This is a genomic window from Nonomuraea sp. NPDC050022 (assembly GCF_044460705.1).
Classification (GTDB): Bacteria; Actinomycetota; Actinomycetes; order Streptosporangiales; family Streptosporangiaceae; genus Nonomuraea.
Map to the genome: position 1 here is coordinate 1,062,477 of NZ_JBITKE010000001.1, position 18,261 is coordinate 1,080,737.

An 18,261-nucleotide genomic window follows, 5' to 3' on the forward strand; every position below is an offset into this window, starting at 1 on the left:
GCGGCTACCTTACGTGTTCGCCGGAGGCCGTTCGCTCTGTTCGCCCACGGCGATCGTAGGCCACCAGGGAAACAGCGCCGAGCCCGCAGGCCGCCGCCAGCGCCACCATCACCGCAGGGTACCCGGCCAGCTGCGCGACGCCCGCCGCGAGCAGCGGGGCGACGGCCTTGGCCACGGTGATCGGCAGGGCCAGGGCCCCGCTCAGCGTCGCGTAGGCGCTGGTGCCGTACCGCTCGGTGAGCAGCGCGGGACGGGCGATCGTGGCCACCCCGAACCCCAGCCCGAACAGGACCACACCGCAGATCGCGCCCGCCACGCTTCGCCCGGCGACCGGCAGCAGCAGCGCGGCGGCGCCCTGCAACCCGAACACGGTCGCGGTGATCAGCGCGACCGGCCACCGCCCCTGCAGTCCTGTGGTCACCAGCCGTCCGGTCACCGACAGCACGCCGAGCAGGCCCGCCACGCTCGCCGCGAAGAGGGGCGAGTGGCCGAGCGCGATCAGGTACGTCACCAGCAGCACGCCCATGACCGACACGGCGCCCGTCTGCGTCAGGAACGCCGCCGCCAGCAGCCAGAACGGCCGCTCCCGCAGCGCCGCCCCGACGACGCCCCGGTCCACGACCTTGGAAGAGGGACGGCTCCGTACCGCCAGGAAGTGCAGGGGTACGGTCGTCAAGGCGTATCCGACGGCCAGGATGACCAGGGCTTGTCGCCAGCCGTACCGATCGACGAGGAAGCCGGTCAAGGGCAGGAAGATGCTGGAGGCGAAGCCGGCCACGACGGTCACGGCGAGCAGGGCCCGCGAGCGTCGAGCCGCGTCGAACCAGGCGACGATCACCGCGAACGCGGCCTCGTACAGCACCATTCCGGAGGCGACGCCGAGCACCACGCAGACCAGGTAGAGCTGGGGCAGAGTGTGCACTTGGGACCAGGCGAGCACGGCCAGCGCGCCGAGCGCGGAGCCCGCCGTCATCAGGCCCCGCCCGCCGTGCCGGTCGAGCCAGCGGCCGATGGGCGGCGCCACGAGCGCCGACACGAGTACGGCCAGCGTTATCGCGCCGGTGAGCTCGGCGACCCCCGCGTGCATATCGCGAGCCATCGGGGTGATGAAGACCGAGAAAGCGTAGTAAAGGATGCCGTATCCGGCGGTCTGGGTGATCGCCAGCGCACCGACCAAGCGAGCAGACGAGGCGATCACGAATGGTTTCGTTCCCGTTCATCAAGCTATGGACACTGTGACATGAATCGCACCTATGTCGTCACAGGTGGCGGCCGGGGCATCGGCCGGGCCGTGGTGGAACGGCTCCTCAAGGACGAGTCCACCGTGGTCGCCGTCGAACGCGATTCCGCCGCGCTGGACTGGGCGGGCCCCCGGGTGATCCCGGTCGTCGGCGACGCGGTGGACGAGACGGTCACCGAGCGGGCCGCCGACCTCGCCCAGGGCGCGGGCCGGCTGTCCGGCTGGGTGAACAACGCCGCCGTCTTCAGGGACGCCTCCGTGCACACCGCCACGACCGCGGAGATCCGCGCCCTGATCGCCGTCAATCTGGACCTCGCCGTCGTCGGCTGCGCCACCGCCGTGCGGCGCTTCCTCCAATCCGGTACGGGTGGCGCCATCGTCAACATCACCTCCCACCAGGCGCGCAGAGCGGTGCCCGGCAGCCTGCCGTACTCCACCGCGAAGGCCGCCATCGAGGGCCTGACCAGGGCGTTAGCCGTCGAGTACGGCAGGCGCGGCATCCGGGTGAACGCGGTGGCGCCCGGTTCGGTGGCGACGGAGAGGTACGCCGAGTTCCTGGCCGCGCAGCCGCCCGAGGTGGCGGCGGGAATCGAGGCGGAGATGGCCAGGTTGCACCCCCTCGGCAGGGTCGCGGGGGCGGACGAGGTGGCCGACGCGGTGGCCTACCTCCTCTCGGACGGCGCCGCCTTCGTCACGGGCGCGACCCTCCCGGTGGACGGCGGCCGCGCGGCACTCGGACTCGATCCAGAGTCGAGGGAATGAAAACCATTGTCGTACGGTTGCAAGGGCCATGAGAAAGAACCTGCACCCCTCGTACCAGCCCGTCGTCTTCCGCGACCCGAGCGTCGGGTTCGCCTTCCTCACCCGCTCGACCCTGACGAGTGACAGGACCGTCGAGTGGGAGGACGGGCACACCTACCCGGTCGTCGACGTCGACGTCTCCTCGGCGAGCCACCCCTTCTACACCGGGCGCGGACGTGTCCTCGACACCGCCGGTCGCGTCGAGCGCTTCAAGCAGCGCTACGGCAAGGTCTGATCGCTACTTCCGCCGGTGGAAGCCCGCATGTGCCGGTTACTAGTGGGTACATGGCTTTCACCGGCGTGGAGTGATGGTGGTCAGAATGAGCCTATCTGGAAGGGAACGCCGCATCCTCGGGGAAATCGAGCAGGCACTTGAGCTGGAAGACCCCGACATGGCGCGGCGGGTAGCCGCAATCAACAAGATCGAGACAGGGTCGGACGCGGGGGCCTACCGCGAGCGCATGCAGTCGTGGGCCGGGGCGCACATCTGGCTGCTCGCGCTGCTCGCGGTGATCGCCGTACTTTTGCTCGTGCTAGCTGTCATCACCGCCTGAGCGAACACACATTTGACCTCAGGCCAGGCACCTCAGGGCCGAGGCGATCCGCGGGTCGAGATCGTGGCCGTCAGGCAGACGCCCCACCGTGGCCTCGACGAACTCCGTCGGCGACAGCGTCGCGCTCAACCCGTCCGTGCGTACCACGACCCGCTCTTCGGCCGTCTGTTCCACCTGGACCTCCGCCTCCTGCTCCGACAGGGCGAACCGGCCGACCGCCACCCGCCAGCGCGTCCGGCCCTCGGCCTCCTCCTCCGTCACCGGCGCGCCGACGTCGTCGGCGTGCGTGGCGTACTCGGAGTCGTAGTGGAAGGCCTGCAACCCCACCGGGTACGGGCCGGCCATCGTGTCGAGCGAGGCGTCCCGGCCGAGCTCGCGCATGCGGCGCCGGGTGTCGGCGTTCTCGGTCCGCCATTCGGCCAGCACCTGTTCGACGGGCATGTCCCGGCGCTGTCGTACGCTCCACTCGTTGAAGTCGTGGAAGCCGTTGACGCCCTCCCTGGCGAGGCGGGCCAGCAGATCCTGTACGTTGCCGTCGAGGCAGGCGTGGTTGTACAACTCCTCACCCGCCAGATGACCCAGGACATCGCGGACGGACCATCCCTCGCAGCGCGACGGCCGCGCCCATCCGGCGTCGTCGAGACCGGCGAAGAAGCGGTCGAGCCTGGCCGCCTCCGCGTCGAAACCGTCGAACGGATCGAACTCTTTCAACAGATCATCAGCCATACCTCGAAGCTACCCGTCGGCTGTCCTCTCTCACGAAAGGCGCGGCGCAGAACGGTCAAGCTCCGGACAAGACGGAAGCCCGGCCCCCATACGGGAACCGGGCTTCCGCTCAGATGTGACTAGCCGAGCTTCCGCTCAGCGGAGTCAGTGAGTTCAGCGGAACCAGCGCGGGACGACCCGCACGTAGTCGGTGCCGCTCGTGGCGCCCTCGAGCTCATCGTCGCCCGCGTACACGGCCTTGAACAGGCCGCTCTTGTAGGCGCGCGTCTGGGCCTCGATCTTGCCGTTCCAGCCGGTACGGTCGGAGGCGACCCACTTCCAGCCGCTGGAGCCGTTGGCCTTGTAGAAGATGCTGACCCGCTCACCGCGGACGCCCTTCCAGCGGTCGTCGTCGTTGACCTGGAGACGGCCGGAGAACCAGATGGTCCTGCCCTTGCGGACCTTCGACGGGTCGGCGCTGAAGCGCGAGATGCGCGTCTCCGCCTTGCCCTGCTGGATCTCGACGGCGAAGAACGCGGTGTCGGTGTCGACGACCTTGCCGTCCTTGCCGAACGCCTGGGCGGTGGCCTTCCACTTGCCGTCCTGGTCGTTCTCGTTGAACGGGACGGAGAAGCGCCAGCTCTCGACCGTGTTGACGTCCTTGGCCCTCAGAGTGCGGGCGCGCGGGTTGACCGGCTCCACACTGAGCTGGACCTTCTCGACGTCCGAGCTGGCGTCGACCTTGAAGAAGGCCTCCGTCTCGCTACCGGCCTTGACCACGACCGGGTTCGGTGAAATGTCCCTGATATCGACGGTCGGAGCCTTCGTCGTAGCCGACGCGGCCCCGGCGCCCGAAATCAGAAGCGTCCCGCCCACAAGGGCAGAGACGAGTCCTACAGCGATGTTCTTCATGAGGGTGCTGATTCCTCTCGTATCCCCGTTTCGGTGAGGCCGGCTCGGGATAGCCAACCTCCACTACTACTTTGAGGCACAAAATGGGGAAAAAGTTCGCTAAAGTTACAGAAAATCTTTGATCACGGTCTTGACCAGGACCGTTACCAAAAAATCCGATTTGTGATTCCCTGACCGACTACAGTCTGCGCCATGACCGACGTCTACACGCTCGGCGAGGCACTGGGGGTCGTGTCCAGTGGCCGGGTACGTCATGAGACCGAAGCCCGGTTGGACGTCACCGGCCCGGAGCTCAACCTCGCCATCGCCCTGTCCCGGCTCGGGCACAGGGTCGCCTACCTGGGCAAAGTCGGCAACGACGAACTGGGCGCCAGGGTCCTCACCGTGCTGAGAGGCGAGGGCGTCGACGCGGCGGACGTCAGAGTCATCGAGGGCGCGCACACCGGACTGCTGCTCAGGGAGGCGCGCGTGGGCCGCGAGCAGCGCCTCACGCACTACCGCACCGGATCGGCCGGTACGAGCCTGAAGCCCGGCAACGTGCCCATCGACCGGATCGGCTCCGCGAAGATGCTGCACGTCACCGGCCTGACGGCGGGACTCGGCAGGGACACCCTGGAGGCGGTCCGTACGGCCGTGAGCGCGGCCAAGACCGCCGAGGTGGCCATCTCCTTCGCCGTCGACTACGTACCGGAGCTCTGGCCGTCGGTACGCGAGGCCGAAGAGGTGCTGAGCGAGCTGGCCTGCGCCTCCCACCTGCTCTTCCTCGGCCAGGACGAGCTCGACCTGGTCAAGCCCGCGCTCACGCCGGAGCGCGAGGTCGTGGTGAACCGCGGCCTGAAGGGCGCGAGCGTACGGGCGGACCGCATGCGCTACGACGCGCCCGGCCTGCAGGTGCCGATCGTCGACACCGCGGGCGCGAGCGACGCCTTCGTGGCCGGCTACATCAGCGCTGCCCTGGACGGCCTGACCCCGCCGGAGCGCCTGCACCGCGGCACGCTACTGAGCGCCGCCGCGGTGACCAGCGCCAGCGACTGGCAGGGCCTCCCCATCAGGGCCGACATCTAGCGCGGCATCCTCTCCCCGAAGAGGGCGTCCCTCTCTTGGGGCCGCCGCCACGACGGGCCGTCTTCTCCCGCTCCCCCGAAGGGGGTATCTCCCAAGGGACACCAGCCACCACGCGACCGTCACAGAGATCGAGACGGTCGCGTGGCGGACCCCCCGGGTGGTCAGGGGTTGACGTTGATCGTGAAGGTAGACGTCGTGTTCTTGATGTTCTGCGCGTTGTTACCGAACCGCAGATTGTTGAACGTCACCGACCCCACGGCCGGCCCCTGCCCCGGCTCTGGCAGCTCGTTGGCCCACACCCCGAAGCCGGACTTGGCGTCGAAGGCGTCACCACTCTTCTGAGCCCCGCTGATCGACACGTTCGTGAAGATCGTGTCCTTGACCGGGTTCTGCGGCTGGTTGCCCACGTAGTTCGTCTGGAACATGATCCCGTGGTAGGTCGGATCGACGATGTCCAGATTGCTGACCCTGATCCCCTGGAACACCTTGGAAGCGGAGAACACCCACATCGCCGGGAACGTCTGCTGCCCCCAGAAGTGGCCGCCGGCCCTGACCAGCGAGATGTTCTCGAAGCTCGTGGGCGGGCTGGCCCCGAACCCGAGCATCGGGATGCCGAAGTCCAGCGAGCTGATCGTGACGCCCGAGTAGACCAGCGTGTCGGCGACATAGATGTTCCGGAACGTGTTGGCGTACCCGCCATAGACCGCCACACCAGCCGCCCGCCAGGTGAGCAGCGAGGTCAGGTTCTCGAAGACGTTGTCCCGCTGCTCGCCGTTGTTGATGTCGATGGCCGAGAACAGCGCGAAGCTGTCGTCGCCCGTCGAGCGGGCCTCGATGTTCGTGACCAGGTTGCCGGTGCTGCCGTTGGTCATGTTGATGCCGTCCGCGAACGTGTCGCGGATGCGTGAGTTCTTGATCGTCATGTTGTCGGTGTTGGTGCCCCAGAGCAGGCACATCTGGTGCTCCACCCAGATGTTGTCGATCACCATGTTCGCCACATTGGCCAGGTCGAAGACCTTGCCGGGGCCGTCGTTGCGCGAGGTGTAGTTGCCGAAGGAGGCGAAGTTCGCGAACGTCGACCCGTTGGCCGTGGCGTCCGCGCGGAAGCCGGTGTCGGTGTTCTCCTGGCCCGCCGGTGAGAGGAACCTGGTGAACCACGGCCCGGCCCCGACGACCTTGACCGCCTTGCCGTACACCTGGAACTTACTGGCCGTCTGGTAGTCGCCGGCGGGCAGATAGACGCCGACGAGCGTGCTGTCCTGGCGCGCCTTGTCGAGCGCGTTCTGCACGTCCTGGTGGGTGAATCCGGCTGGTACGGCATAGTGCGCCGGGTCCGGGTTCGGGATCTGCGTCACCTGCTCCAGGTCGACGAAGTCGATCGTGTACGTCGAGCCGTTGGCCGCGTCCTTCTGCAGCTTGATCTTGTGTCCCGCCTGGACCGTGGTGCCGAGCAGCAGGTTGGCCTCGTCGTAGATGTGTCTCGGCGCCCCGGAACCGGGGGAGTTGCTGGGACCCGCCTCGGGGCCGTAGAGCCAGGCGTAGCGGGAGGTCAGATCGATCGTCTTGAGGAAGGTGCCGTCGACGTAGACGTTCAGCGTCGAGCTGTTCCCGCCGCCGCCCGCCGCGTCCGGGATGGAGAACCTGGTGACCAGCGTGTTCGTGGCCGCCCTGGTGGTGAACTCGACGTAGGAGCCGTTCGTGCCCAGCGTCACCGCCCGGCGTCCGGACGCCTCGCCGGCCAGGTCGCCGACGGTCCTGTTCGGGCCGATGCGGGTGGCGCCGCCGCCGATGGCCGCGTCCTCCGCCTCATAGGTGTCGTACGGCATGTGCGCGCCGCGCCCGACGAACAGCTGCTGCGTGCTGGTGTTGTTGGCCCGCTTGACCGGCAGCTCGTTGGCGTCGTCGGCCAGCACCACCTTGACCGTGTACTTGCCGTTGGCCGCGGTCCAGGTGCCGAGCCCGGCCGGTCCGGCGGTGGCGCCCGGGGCGATCGCGCCGCTGGTCGAGCCGGTCAGCGTCTTGACGACCGTGCCGGACTCGTCGGCGACGGTCAGCGTGATGCCGTGGGAGCCACCGCTGGAGGCCATGGTGCCCTGGTTCTTGATCCCTACCGAGAACGTCACGGTGTCGCCCTGGCCGGGATTGCCCGGCGTCCAGGCCACCGGTGCCGCGATCAGGTCGGCGGTGTCGACGGGTTTGACGGTCAGCGAGGCGGTGGCCGTGTTGTTGCCCTCGTTCAGCTCGACGACCTTGCCGTCCTCGTCGACCTTGGCGCTCACCTGGTAGGTGCCCGCGTCCCGTGTGCCGATGGCGCTCGACACGGTGGCCGAGGCCCCGGCGGCCAGGGCGCCCACGTTCGCGGTGCCCGCCTTGACGGTGCCCAGGTAGAAGTTGACGGAGGTCGCGGCGGAGGGGGCGGTGCCGGAGTTCTTCACGGTGGCCGACAGCGTGACCGCGTCGGTCTCGATCGGGGCCGCCGGCGACGAGGTCAGCCCGCTGACCGTGAGGTCGGGGTTGGCCGACGGGGTGCCGAAGACCTGGAACTCGGCGATCTGCCCGCCGGGCGCGCCCGAGTTCGCGGTGATCTTGAGCTGCACGTCCGCGACCTTGGCCGTCACCGGGATCGTCACGGAGTTCCCGGTGGCCGGGTCGAAGGTGTAGACGGCCTGCGCCACCAGGCTCGACAGGCCGCTGGCGCTCTGCTCGCGGCCGAGCACCTGGATGGTCTGCGTACGCCGGGCCCAGGCGGGGTCGGGGTTGAGCTTGAGCACGATGGAGGTGAGGTCGGCGTTCGCGCCGAGCCGTACGGTCAGCGTGCCGGGGTAGGCGGCGCCTTCCCAGTACGTCTGGACGCTGCCGTCGTTGGCGTTGGCCGCCACGTAGGTGTGGGTGTGCGACGACTCGGTGATCGGCTTGCCGCTCGCCAGGTTCGTCCCGTCACCGGGATCCTCACCGCCTGCCTCGCCGTACACCTCGAACTCGGAGAGCTGACCGGCGGGCCAGGCGCTGTTCGCGGTGATCTGGAGGCGGACGTAGCGCGTGCCGGAGGCGCTGACGGGGATCGTCGCCGTGGGGTTGAAGGTGTAGGTGGCCGCGTCCTTGATGGTGCTGAAGCTCGTCCCGTTCGCGCTGCCCAGCACGGTGAGCGTCTGCGTACGGCTCGGCCAGCCGCTCGGGACCTTGAGCGTCAGCTGGTTCACGGTGGCGGCCGAGCCGAGGTCCACCTGCACCCACTGCGGGAAGGCGTTGTTGGCCGACTCCCAGTAGGTCGCCTGGTTGCCGTCGGTGACGTTGGGGGCGGGATAGACGTCGGTGAAGCTGCTCGCGGTGGCGGTCTTGCCGGCGGAGAGGTTGGTGTCGGCCGCCCACGCGGGGGCGGCCAGGACTCCGATGACTAACGCAAGGGCGGCTAGGACAGCTCTCATGGGGATGGCCCTTCGAGGAAGACGATGGCCGAACCATAAGATGTCCAGCAGATAGCAGCAATATTTCGACGAGATTTCGCAAAGAATTGACTGACAACTGAGGTCTCCTACCCACCAGAACGGCTGGTCAAAGCGCCAGGCGCGCTGAGTATCGGCGGCGACCGGCCGCAAGCAGCAGACGTCGGATCCACGTAAGCGGTTGCAAGCATTTGCGTGATCGGCCTTATAGTTTGCGCATGACGCGACGACTCGCAGAGGTGGCCAAGAAGGTCGGGGTGAGCGAGGCGACCGTGAGCCGCGTGCTCAACGGCAAGCCCGGGGTGTCCGAGGCGACCCGCGAGGCCGTGCTGACCGCGCTCGACGTCCTCGGCTACGAGCGCCCCACCCAGCTGCGCGGCGACCGGGCCCGGCTGGTCGGCCTGGTGCTGCCCGAGCTGCAGAACCCCATCTTTCCCGCGTTCGCCGAGGTGGTCGGCGGCGCGCTGGCCCAGCAGGGCTTCACCTCGGTGCTCTGCACCAGGACGGTCGGCGGCGTCTCCGAGGCCGACTACGTCGACCTGCTGCTCCAGCAGCAGGTCAGCGGCGTGGTCTTCGCCGGGGGCCACTACGCGCAGGCCGACGCCTCGCACGCCCATTACGCGCTGCTGCACGAGCGCAAGCTGCCCACGGTCCTGGTCAACGCGGCCGTCGCCCATCTCGACTTCCCACAGGTGTCGTGCGACGACATCGTGGCCGCCGAGATGGCCCTGGCCCACCTGCGGGCGCTCGGCCACGAGCGCGTCGGCATGGTGCTCGGGCCGAAGGACCACATGCCGTCGCGGCGCAAGCTGGAGTCGTTCCTCGCGGGTGGGGGCGATCCCGAGCTGGTCGAGCACACGATGTTCTCGCTGGAAGGCGGCCATGCGGCGGCCGCGCGGCTGGTCAAGCGGGGGGTGAGCGGCGTCATCTGCGCCAGCGATCCGCTCGCGCTCGGCACGGTCCGGGCCGCCCGGCGCGCGGGGCTGGCCGTGCCGGCCGACGTGTCGGTCATCGGTTTCGACGACTCGGCGCTGATGAACTGCACCGACCCGCCCCTGACCACGGTCCGCCAGCCGATCGACGCGATGGGCCGGGCCGCCGTAGACCTGCTGGTCGCCCAGATCGACAAGGCCGTGGTCCCCGCCGACGAGCTGCTGTTCGAGCCGGAGCTGGTCGTACGCGCGTCCACGGCCCGCAAGGCTTAATCCAGTCGTTATCTTGCAATCCACAGTCGCAATATTGCGGAGATCGGTCGGCGAACCTATGGTGTGGGCACCTCGCATTAGAAGGGTCAGCCCATGCAGAGATCCACAGGACTGTTAGTCGTCACCGTTCTCGGCCTGTCCGCCACGGCCTGTGGTTCGGGCGAGCCCGCCAAGTCGACGGCGGGCGGAGCCGCCCCGGTGTCGATCACGGTGGCCTGCCAGCCGGCGAAGTCCGCGCCCAAGGAGCGGCAGGCTTGGGACGACGACGTGGCCACGTTCATGAAGGCGCACCCCGGCGTGACGGTGAAGAGCACGGACCAGCAGCCGTGTTACGACCCCAAGACGTTCGGGCCCAAGCTGGCGGGTGGCCAGATGGAGACCGTCTTCGTGGTGCCCGTGACGAACTACAACGACGTGATCGGCCAGGGCCAGGCGCTGGACATCACCCCGTACACCAGCGAGATCAAGAACTGGAACGACCTGCGCCCCGACGTCAGGCAGCTGGTCACCAAGGACGGCAAGGTGTACGGCGTGCCGAACGTGCACTACGGCGTGGGCCTGGTCTACAACCGCGCGCTGTTCACCAAGGCCGGGCTCGACCCGAACACCCCGCCCAAGACGTGGGCCGAGGTCCGCGAGGCGGCCAAGAAGATCGCCGGCCTCGGCGCCGGCTACGTCGGCTACGGCGAGTACTCCGGCGGCAACACCGGCGGCTGGCACTTCACCCAGGCCATCTACGGCCGGGGCGGCAGCATGGTGACCGACGACGGCAAGAAGGCCGCGTTCAACTCGCCCGAGGGCAAGGCCGTGCTGCAGAACCTGCACGACATGCGCTGGGTCGACAACAGCATGGGCAACAAGCTCCTGGTCGGCTGGGAGTCGCTGATGATGGCGATGGGCAGCGGCAAGGTCGGCATGATGCTCGGCGCGCCCGACGTGGTCACCGACGTCGTCAACAAGTTCAAGGGCAGCGTCGCCGACTACGGCATCACCGGCTTCCCCGAGGCCAAGGCGTCGCTGAGCGGCGGCGAGGCGTACATGATCAACCCGAAGGCCACCCCCGCCGAGGCCAAGGCCGGACTGGAGTGGGTCGACTTCCGCTTCAACACCGCGGGCAAGGGCCGGTTCGACTTCGCCCGTGGCAAGACGCTCGGCAACCCCGTCGGCGTGCCCGACAACGACGTCTTCGGCGACTCGGCCACCGGCAAGGCGATCAAGCAGGACCGCACGGCGAACGCCACGCTGCCGGTCGCGAACTACCAGCCGTACGTGGACGCCGCCGCCACCATCCCGCCGAAGGCCGAGCCGGTGCACGCCCAGGAGCTGTACGCCATCCTCGACGTGGCCATGTCGGGCGTGCTGAGCCGCCAGGACGCCAACATCGACAGCCTGCTCTCCGACGCCGAGACCAAGGCCAACTCGATGCTGGCGACCAAGGGCTGACCTGAATGCGTGTCCTCAGGCGCAATCTGACGGCCTACGGGTTCCTGTGCGCGGCGCTGGCGTGCTTCGCGGTGTTCGCGTGGTACCCGATGATCAGGGAGTTCGTCCTCAGCTTCCAGAAGACGACCCTGGTCAACCCGCCCACCTGGGTGGGACTGGACAACTTCCTGACCGTCGTCCAGAACCCGTCGTTCGGCAAGGCATGGCTGAACACCGTGGAGTTCACGGCACTCGCCCTGCTCTGCGGCTACGCCGTGCCGTTCGTCATGGCACTGGTGCTCAACGAGTTGCGCCACGCCCGGGCCTACCTGCGGTTCGTGGTCTACCTGCCGGTCATGCTGCCGCCGATCGTCGCGGTGCTGCTGTTCAGGTGGTTCTTCGATCCCGGGCCCGGGCTGTTCAACCAGCTGCTCGACTTCTTCCACCTGCCGGCCCTGGCCTGGCTCGACTCCTCATCGACCGCGCTGATCTCCCTGGTCATCGTCGCGACCTGGATGAACATGGGCAGCGCGACGCTGATCTACCTGGCCGCGCTGCAGAACATCCCGCCCGAGCTGTACGAGGCGGCCGAGCTCGACGGGGCAGGCATCTTCAAGCGGATCAGGCACGTCACCATCCCGCAGACCCGGCTGATCCTGCTGCTCATGCTGATGCTGCAGGTCGTGGCCACCATGCAGGTGTTCATCGAGCCGTACATGCTCACCGGCGGCGGCCCGGAGGACGCCACGATGACCGTCGCCTTCCAGATGTACCAGTTCGCGTTCACGCTCCAGGACTACGGCGCGGGCGGCGCGCTCGGCATGATGCTGATGATCGTGCTCCTCGCTTTCGCGGCCTTCCAGCTCCGGCTCACCCGGGAGGACAAGGCATGATCTCCGTCGGTGCCCGGGCTGCTACCAGGGGACGGCGGGAGAGGAGAGCGCCGAAGCGGATCGAGGTTCAGTTTCGTACGATCGTCTCGCCGCACCAGCTCAACAGCAGGTGGGGCAGGCGCATCTACTGGACCGTCCTGGTCGCGGTCGTCACCGGCTCCACCCTGGTCTTCGTCTTCCCGCTCTACTGGATGATCACCGGCGCCATGAAGACGGGCGAGGAGATCGCCCAGATGCCGCCGACCCTGTTTCCCGCCCACCCCACGTTCGACGCCTTCATCGAGGCGTGGGACCTGTTCGACATCGGCGTACTGCTGAAGAACACCGCGTTCTACGCGCTGGGTGCCTGGCTGTTCTCCATGGCCGTGGACGTCGCGGCGGCGTACGCGCTGTCGAAGCTGCGGCCGATGTTCGGGAACGTGGTGCTGGGCGCGATGCTGGCCACGCTGATGATCCCGCCGATGGTGGTGATCATCCCGCTGTACGTCACGATCGTCGACCTGCACCTGCTGAACAACGCCTGGGGCCTGTGGTTCCCCGCGGCGGCGAACGGCTTCAACATCTTCCTGCTCAAGCGCTTCTTCGACTCCATCCCACGGGAACTGGTCGAGGCGGCCCAGATCGATGGCGCCGGCCCGCTGCGGGTCCTGTGGTCGGTGATCCTGCCGATCTCCAGGCCGATCCTCGGCGTGGTCTCCATCTTCACCATCGTCACCGCCTTCAAGGACTTCCTGCTCCCGCTGCTGGTCATGACCGACAGCGAGAACATGACGGTCAGCGTCGGCCTGTCGCAGACCGCCGGCGCGGTGAGCCAGAACCAGATCATGGGCGGCCTGGTCATCTCCAGCATCCCGATGATCATCGTTTTCTTCATCTTCCAACGGCACATCATGGCGGGCCTCACCGCCGGGAGCATTAAGGGATAGCGCATGTCGCAAACGTGGTGGCGGGGGGCCGCGATCTACCAGGTCTACCTGCGCAGCTTCGCCGACGGCAACGGTGACGGCATCGGCGACCTCGCCGGGCTGCGCTCGCGCCTGCCGTACCTGAAGGATCTCGGCATCGACGCCATCTGGCTGAACCCGTGGTACCCGTCGCCGATGGCCGACGGCGGCTACGACGTGGCCGACTACCGGGGCATCGAGCCGGTGTTCGGCACGCTGGCCGAGGCGGAGGCGTTCATCGAGGAGGCGCACGAGCTCGACATCAAGGTCATCATCGACGTGGTGCCGAACCACAGCTCCACGGCGAGCGCCTGGTTCCAGGAGGCGCTGACCGACCGCGAGGCCAGGGACCGGTTCTGGTTCCGCGACGAGCCGAACGACTGGCAGTCGATCTTCGGCGGACCCGCCTGGACACAGGTCGCCGACGGGCAGTGGTACCTGCACCTCTTCGCTCCAGAACAGCCGGACTTCAACTGGGACAACCCGGAGGTCCACCGCGAGTTCGAGGACGTGCTGCGCTTCTGGTTCGAGCGCGGCGTCGACGGCTTCCGGATCGACTCGGCGGCCCTGCTGTTCAAGTCGGACACCTCCTACGAGGACCTCGACGAGGTGCACGAGGTCTACCGGGGCTGGCGCGAGGTCGCCGACGAGTACGGCGACCGCGTGCTGATCGGCGAGGTGTGGCTGCCCGACCAGGAGCGCTTCACCCGCTACCTGCGCCCTGACGAGCTGCACACCGCCTTCAACTTCGACTTCCTGGCCTGCCCGTGGGAGCCCGCCGAACTGCGCCGGGTCATCGACCTCACACTGACCACGCACGCGCCGGTCGGCGCCCCGCCGACCTGGGTCCTGTCCAACCACGACGTCACCCGCCCGGTGACCAGGTACGGCCGGGCGGACACGACGTTCGCGCACGGCGGGCGCCTGCACGGCGTGCCCTCCGACCCGGAGCTCGGCCACCGCCGGGCCAGGGCGGCGGCCCTGCTGGCCATGGCGCTGCCCGGCAGCGTGTACGTCTACCAGGGCGAGGAGCTCGGCCTGCCGGAGGTCGAGGATCTGCCCGACGACCAGCGCCAGGACCCCATGTACCGCCGCTCGGGCGGCACCAACCGGGGCAGGGACGGCTGCCGGGTGCCGCTCCCGTGGGCGGGCGATGAGCCGCCGTTCGGCTTCGGCGGTCTTCGTACTTGGCTGCCGCAACCTGAGAGCTGGCGCAAGGTCACGGCCGAGGCCCAGTCGGCCGACCTCGGCTCGATGCTCAACCTCTACCGCACCGCGCTCGCCCACCGCCGCGACCTCCTCGGCGATGGCACGCTCAGGTGGCTCACGATGGGGCCGGACGTCCTGGCCTTCACCCGGGAGTCCGGCCTGACCTGCGTGTCCAACCTCGGCACCGCTCCCGTACCGCTGCCGCCGGGCCGGGTGCTGCTGGCCAGCGGACCCCTGGAGGACGGCGCCCTGCCGTCCGACACGACCGTCTGGCTAACATCGCTGGCGTGAAACGCCTGCCGTCCAAGCCACCGGCCCACCTCGACCCCGACGCCCTGGCCCTCTACGAGAAGATCGTCGCGGGCCCACGCGGCACCTCGATGCTCGACGACGCGGGCGGACTGATCGGCCCGTTCAACGCGATGCTGCTCAGCCCGCCGGTGGGCGACGCGCTGCAGGAGCTCGGCGCGGCGATCCGCTACCGCTCCGTGCTGAGCGCCCGCGCCAGGGAGATCGCGATCCTGGCCGTGGCCGGTCACTGCGACAGCGCCTTCGAGCAGCGCGTGCACGAGGAGATCGGGCGCGGGCTCGGCCTGACCGACGACGACCTCGCGGCGCTGCGCACCGGCGCCCCGCTGGACCTGCCGGATCCGGAGGAGGCCGCGGTGCTCGGCGTCACCAGGGCATTGGTGGCACGGGCCGACCTGGACGACGCGGAGTACGCGCGGCTGGGGGAGCGCGTGGTGTTCGAGCTGACCACGTTGGTCGGCTACTACACCACCCTGGCACTCCAACTGCGCGTCTTCCGCGTCTAGGCCGTCGAGCCGTCCGAGCCGTATGTTGAGATCAACGAAAGGGACAACATGCATCGAACGGCCACAACCTGCCTGACACTCGCTTTCGCCGCCATTACCGCCGTCCCCATCTTCGCCGCTCCGGCATCAGCCGCCGCTCCGACCGCAGCCGCGGCCGCCGTCGCGAAGCCGCCGAACGTACGCGCGTGCTTCGACGGGAAGTGCAAGATCACGATCACCAAGGCGGTGAGATTCCGCATCTCCAGCCGGTACGGCTTCACCCGGCTGTCCATCGCGCGAGTCGGTTCCGGCATGGTGAAGGTGCGGGGTACGGGGCCCGGCGTCTCCTCGACAGTGGTGCTCGGCTCGGGCGGCCGGGGGACGATCAACAACCTGTCGGTGAGGGTGTCAGTCACTAAGAAGTCGGCGACCATCCGTCTCGCCCCACGCTGACCCGCGATCGTTTCCCACGTCCGCGGGCCGCTCACCTCTTGATCTCCTCGGCGATCTTCTCGTCGATGTAGTCGGCGAGCCGAATCTCAAGGACCGTGTACTCGCGAATCTCGCCGTCGTCCTCGTACGTCCTGATGCCGTCGCCGAAGCGGCGCCGCACCGCCTTCAGCGCCGGTCCGACCTCGTGGGAGGCCGCCAGAGCCGCGGGCGGCATGCCCAGCAGCACCTCGAGCAGGAGGCCGCAGTCTTCCGTCTCGTCGTCCTCGTCGTCCTCGTCGTGGACGACGAGGACGACCCGGCGCCGGACCTCGGCGGCGATCGTGTCGGCGGTCTCCCGGAGGCCAATCGCCTGCAGGGTCACCTCCGCCTGGTGCCGGGTGTCCCGGTAGATCTCATCGTCCTCCAGCACGGTCAGCAGGGTTGGCGTCGCGGGCGCCGCGGCCGCACCGGCCCGCCTGAGGGCGTACATCAGTCGGTACTTGGTCGACTCATCACGGAACCAGTGCTCGGCGTCTTCCCGGGCTGGGAAGGGAAACGCGCGGAGCGCCGCATGCACCGCCGGGACCGCGGCAGCGCCCCGTTCGCCCAAGGTGGCCGAGGCCAGCACACCGAGGAAGTTGCCGATCCCGGGCAGGCTCGCGATGAGCTCCTCCGTCGAGGACTCGTCCTCGCCGGTGAAATACGCCAGCAACCGCCCGGCAGAACCGCCGCAGTCATGACGGGCGAACATCTGGTAGAGGGCGGTGGTGGCTTTGCCCTCGTCGATCCCCGCCAGCGCGATCACTGCGGCCTCCCGGGCCGCCGGATCCGCACCGTTCACGATCAGGTCCGCCAGCGCGTTCGCCGCCGTCCCGTGCCAGGCTTCGTCGAGGTCACCCGAAACCAGTTCACGGACCGCTGCCACGCTCGCCGCGCCGTCGTCCCAGTGGTGGCGGATGTCGTCGAGCAGGGTCTCCACGTCACCACCGTCCATCACCCAGGAGGGGCGGCCGACGCGTTGCGGCACGAGCCCAGCATGCCCGGACCAGTGGAGAACGTGAACCTGGCCGCCGCGCCCGCCGATCAGCCAGCACCGCCCGTCCGGCGTACCGGCCACATGGGTCAGCTCCCGGGGGCCGGAGGATGTGGGCGGCACGAAGCGGCCGGCGGGTCCACGGCCGTGCAGCCGCCAGAGCGCGGCTGTCCCATCCTGGGAAACCGACATCACCAGGTCCGTGCCGGTGGCGAGCGCCAACGCCCGGACGCGGCCGCCATGCGCCTGAACGCGCCCGAGGCAGTGCCCCGAGCGGGCATCCCACCACGACAGCGAACCGTCTCTCCCGCCGAGCACCACCAGCGGCCGGTCCGGATGCGCCGCGATCGCCGTCGGCCGGGCGGGCGGGGTGAACGAGGTCACGGCCGCCCCGGTCTCCGCGTCGAGAACGACCACCCGGCCGCGACGCGCGGACACCACGAGCCGCCACCGGTCGCAACTGCGCGTCAGCCGCTGATCCGCCGCATCGCCGCCGAAGGCCCACACGAGCCCGGCGTCGCCGTAGGTCTCCCCAGAAGGCCGCCGCCAGGCCCTGATCAGGCCCTCGTCACTGCTCACGACGATCAGGCCGGAGGCGGTGCGTCCCAATGCCAGCGGGGAGTCCGACTCGATGCTGCCGTAGAGGGGGCCGAAGACGCCCAGCCAGCTAAGGTCTCCACACTGCCTGAGCGCCGCCTCTCGGTCCGAGGACGTGAGGAGCCGTCCGCCGTCCCAAGGGAGCTGCCGCCATTCCAGGGCCTCGGCCGTCACTGTCCACAGCGAGGCCGATCCGCCCGCGGTCAATAACTGGGGCCGCTTGGCGTTGCCAATGAACGCGGCGCTCTCCACAGGTCCGCCTTGCAGCCCTCCCACATAGGCGGTCAGCAGGCCATGGCGTAGATCCCACAGCCGGATCTCGCCGGAGCGCGCGCCGGTCGCCCCCATCTTTCCGTCCGGGGAGACCGCGACCGCGGTGACGGCATCGACGTGGTCCTCCGACGCTCCGATGTAAAGATCATCTTCGTTGGGCATCCCCAACGGGTAGCACGTTTCCGGTGTGCCCGGCGAGTCGCAGCCGTGGTGTTCGAGCTGACCACGCTGGTCGGCTACCACACCACGCTGGCGCTCCAGCTGCGTGTCTTCCACCTCTAGGCGTTCTTCGCGTCACTACCCTTGGTAGCTGATCAGTCACATCAGGTCGCTTGACCTGACGGAGACCACCGAAAGGGACACCATGCATCGGATGGCCACAACCTGCCTGGCGCTCGCCGCCGCCGTCATCGTCTCCGGCGCGCCCGTCGCCGCGGCTTCGGCCGCGACCTCGGCGTCGGCGGGGAAGCCGCGCGACGTCAGCGACTGCTTCGACGGGAAGTGCAAGATCACCATCACCAAGCCGGTGAGCTTCCCCCTCTCCAGCACCCTTGGCTTCACCACGCTGTCGATCGCGCGCATCGGCTACGCCGTAGAGGTCAAGGGCACGGGGCCCGGCGCCTCTTCGTCCACGCAGCTGAGCGCGGGCGGCAACGGCTCGGTCGGCGCGCTGACCGTACGAGTGCTGTCGATCACCCACAACTCGGCGACCGTCCGCCTCGCACCCTCACCCCACTGA

At 68.7% G+C, this 18,261-nt stretch carries 17 protein-coding genes; 12 read left to right on the forward strand and 5 right to left on the reverse strand.

Annotated elements, in window-relative coordinates:
* Positions 1-4: 4 nt before the first annotated feature.
* Positions 5-1,177 carry an MFS transporter gene (locus ACIBO2_RS04585; protein WP_397295377.1) on the reverse strand — a complete coding sequence of 391 codons (1,173 nt, stop codon included), beginning with the start codon at positions 1,175-1,177 and terminating at the stop codon, positions 5-7.
* A 63-nt stretch (positions 1,178-1,240) separates the two neighbouring features.
* Here ACIBO2_RS04585 and ACIBO2_RS04590 point away from each other — a divergent pair, with 63 nt between their 5' ends.
* From ACIBO2_RS04590 to ACIBO2_RS04600, 3 genes are all read left to right on the forward strand, one after another.
* Positions 1,241-2,002 (forward strand): SDR family NAD(P)-dependent oxidoreductase, encoded by a 762-nt coding sequence (locus ACIBO2_RS04590; protein ID WP_397295379.1) that lies wholly within the window; start codon positions 1,241-1,243, stop codon positions 2,000-2,002.
* Between the two features lie 28 nt (positions 2,003-2,030).
* A complete protein-coding gene (locus ACIBO2_RS04595) occupies positions 2,031-2,276 on the forward strand; it encodes a type B 50S ribosomal protein L31 (protein ID WP_219526926.1) in 246 nt (81 codons plus the stop codon).
* Positions 2,277-2,361: 85 nt separating this feature from the next.
* Positions 2,362-2,595, forward strand: coding sequence for a DUF3040 domain-containing protein (locus ACIBO2_RS04600; RefSeq protein WP_358536923.1), 234 nt, complete (start codon positions 2,362-2,364; stop codon positions 2,593-2,595).
* A gap of 18 nt (positions 2,596-2,613) precedes the next feature.
* Here the strand turns inward: ACIBO2_RS04600 and ACIBO2_RS04605 are convergent, their stop codons facing one another.
* Together ACIBO2_RS04605 and ACIBO2_RS04610 are read right to left on the reverse strand one after the other, a co-directional pair.
* The gene (locus tag ACIBO2_RS04605; protein WP_358536925.1) at positions 2,614-3,321 is read right to left on the reverse strand and encodes a maleylpyruvate isomerase family mycothiol-dependent enzyme; all 708 of its coding nucleotides are present in this window, start codon (positions 3,319-3,321) and stop codon (positions 2,614-2,616) included.
* Between the two features lie 153 nt (positions 3,322-3,474).
* Complete coding sequence (locus ACIBO2_RS04610; protein ID WP_358536927.1) at positions 3,475-4,080, reverse strand: hypothetical protein; 606 nt, start codon at positions 4,078-4,080, stop codon at positions 3,475-3,477.
* A 324-nt stretch (positions 4,081-4,404) separates the two neighbouring features.
* On the opposite strand from ACIBO2_RS04610, the gene ACIBO2_RS04615 reads away from it, so the two are divergent.
* The gene (locus ACIBO2_RS04615; RefSeq protein ID WP_358536929.1) at positions 4,405-5,277 is read left to right on the forward strand and encodes a sugar kinase; all 873 of its coding nucleotides are present in this window, start codon (positions 4,405-4,407) and stop codon (positions 5,275-5,277) included.
* Between the two features lie 161 nt (positions 5,278-5,438).
* Here the strand turns inward: ACIBO2_RS04615 and ACIBO2_RS04620 are convergent, their stop codons facing one another.
* Complete coding sequence (locus ACIBO2_RS04620; protein ID WP_397295383.1) at positions 5,439-8,702, reverse strand: discoidin domain-containing protein; 3,264 nt, start codon at positions 8,700-8,702, stop codon at positions 5,439-5,441.
* A 236-nt stretch (positions 8,703-8,938) separates the two neighbouring features.
* Here ACIBO2_RS04620 and ACIBO2_RS04625 point away from each other — a divergent pair, with 236 nt between their 5' ends.
* From ACIBO2_RS04625 to ACIBO2_RS04655, 7 genes are all read left to right on the forward strand, one after another.
* Positions 8,939-9,925, forward strand: a complete 987-nt coding sequence (locus ACIBO2_RS04625; protein ID WP_358536934.1) for a LacI family DNA-binding transcriptional regulator — start codon at positions 8,939-8,941, stop codon at positions 9,923-9,925.
* A gap of 93 nt (positions 9,926-10,018) precedes the next feature.
* Entirely contained in the window at positions 10,019-11,368 is a 1,350-nt protein-coding gene (locus ACIBO2_RS04630; RefSeq protein ID WP_358536936.1) for an extracellular solute-binding protein, read from the forward strand.
* Positions 11,369-11,373: 5 nt separating this feature from the next.
* A complete protein-coding gene (locus ACIBO2_RS04635) occupies positions 11,374-12,240 on the forward strand; it encodes a sugar ABC transporter permease (protein ID WP_357646875.1) in 867 nt (288 codons plus the stop codon).
* Positions 12,237-13,166: a carbohydrate ABC transporter permease gene (locus ACIBO2_RS04640; RefSeq protein ID WP_358536938.1), complete on the forward strand. Its 930-nt coding sequence runs from the start codon at positions 12,237-12,239 to the stop codon at positions 13,164-13,166. The genes ACIBO2_RS04635 and ACIBO2_RS04640 overlap by 4 nt, the downstream gene beginning before the upstream one ends.
* Positions 13,167-13,169: 3 nt before the next feature.
* The gene (locus tag ACIBO2_RS04645) at positions 13,170-14,684 is read left to right on the forward strand and encodes a glycoside hydrolase family 13 protein (RefSeq protein ID WP_358536940.1); all 1,515 of its coding nucleotides are present in this window, start codon (positions 13,170-13,172) and stop codon (positions 14,682-14,684) included.
* Positions 14,681-15,208 (forward strand): carboxymuconolactone decarboxylase family protein, encoded by a 528-nt coding sequence (locus ACIBO2_RS04650; protein ID WP_358536942.1) that lies wholly within the window; start codon positions 14,681-14,683, stop codon positions 15,206-15,208. The genes ACIBO2_RS04645 and ACIBO2_RS04650 overlap by 4 nt, the downstream gene beginning before the upstream one ends.
* Before the next feature lie 48 nt (positions 15,209-15,256).
* Positions 15,257-15,640 carry a hypothetical protein gene (locus ACIBO2_RS04655; protein WP_358536944.1) on the forward strand — a complete coding sequence of 128 codons (384 nt, stop codon included), beginning with the start codon at positions 15,257-15,259 and terminating at the stop codon, positions 15,638-15,640.
* A gap of 31 nt (positions 15,641-15,671) precedes the next feature.
* Here ACIBO2_RS04655 and ACIBO2_RS04660 read toward each other — a convergent pair whose 3' ends face one another.
* Positions 15,672-17,684, reverse strand: a complete 2,013-nt coding sequence (locus ACIBO2_RS04660) for a hypothetical protein (protein ID WP_358536946.1) — start codon at positions 17,682-17,684, stop codon at positions 15,672-15,674.
* Between the two features lie 211 nt (positions 17,685-17,895).
* Here ACIBO2_RS04660 and ACIBO2_RS04665 point away from each other — a divergent pair, with 211 nt between their 5' ends.
* Positions 17,896-18,261 (forward strand): hypothetical protein, encoded by a 366-nt coding sequence (locus tag ACIBO2_RS04665; protein ID WP_397295387.1) that lies wholly within the window; start codon positions 17,896-17,898, stop codon positions 18,259-18,261.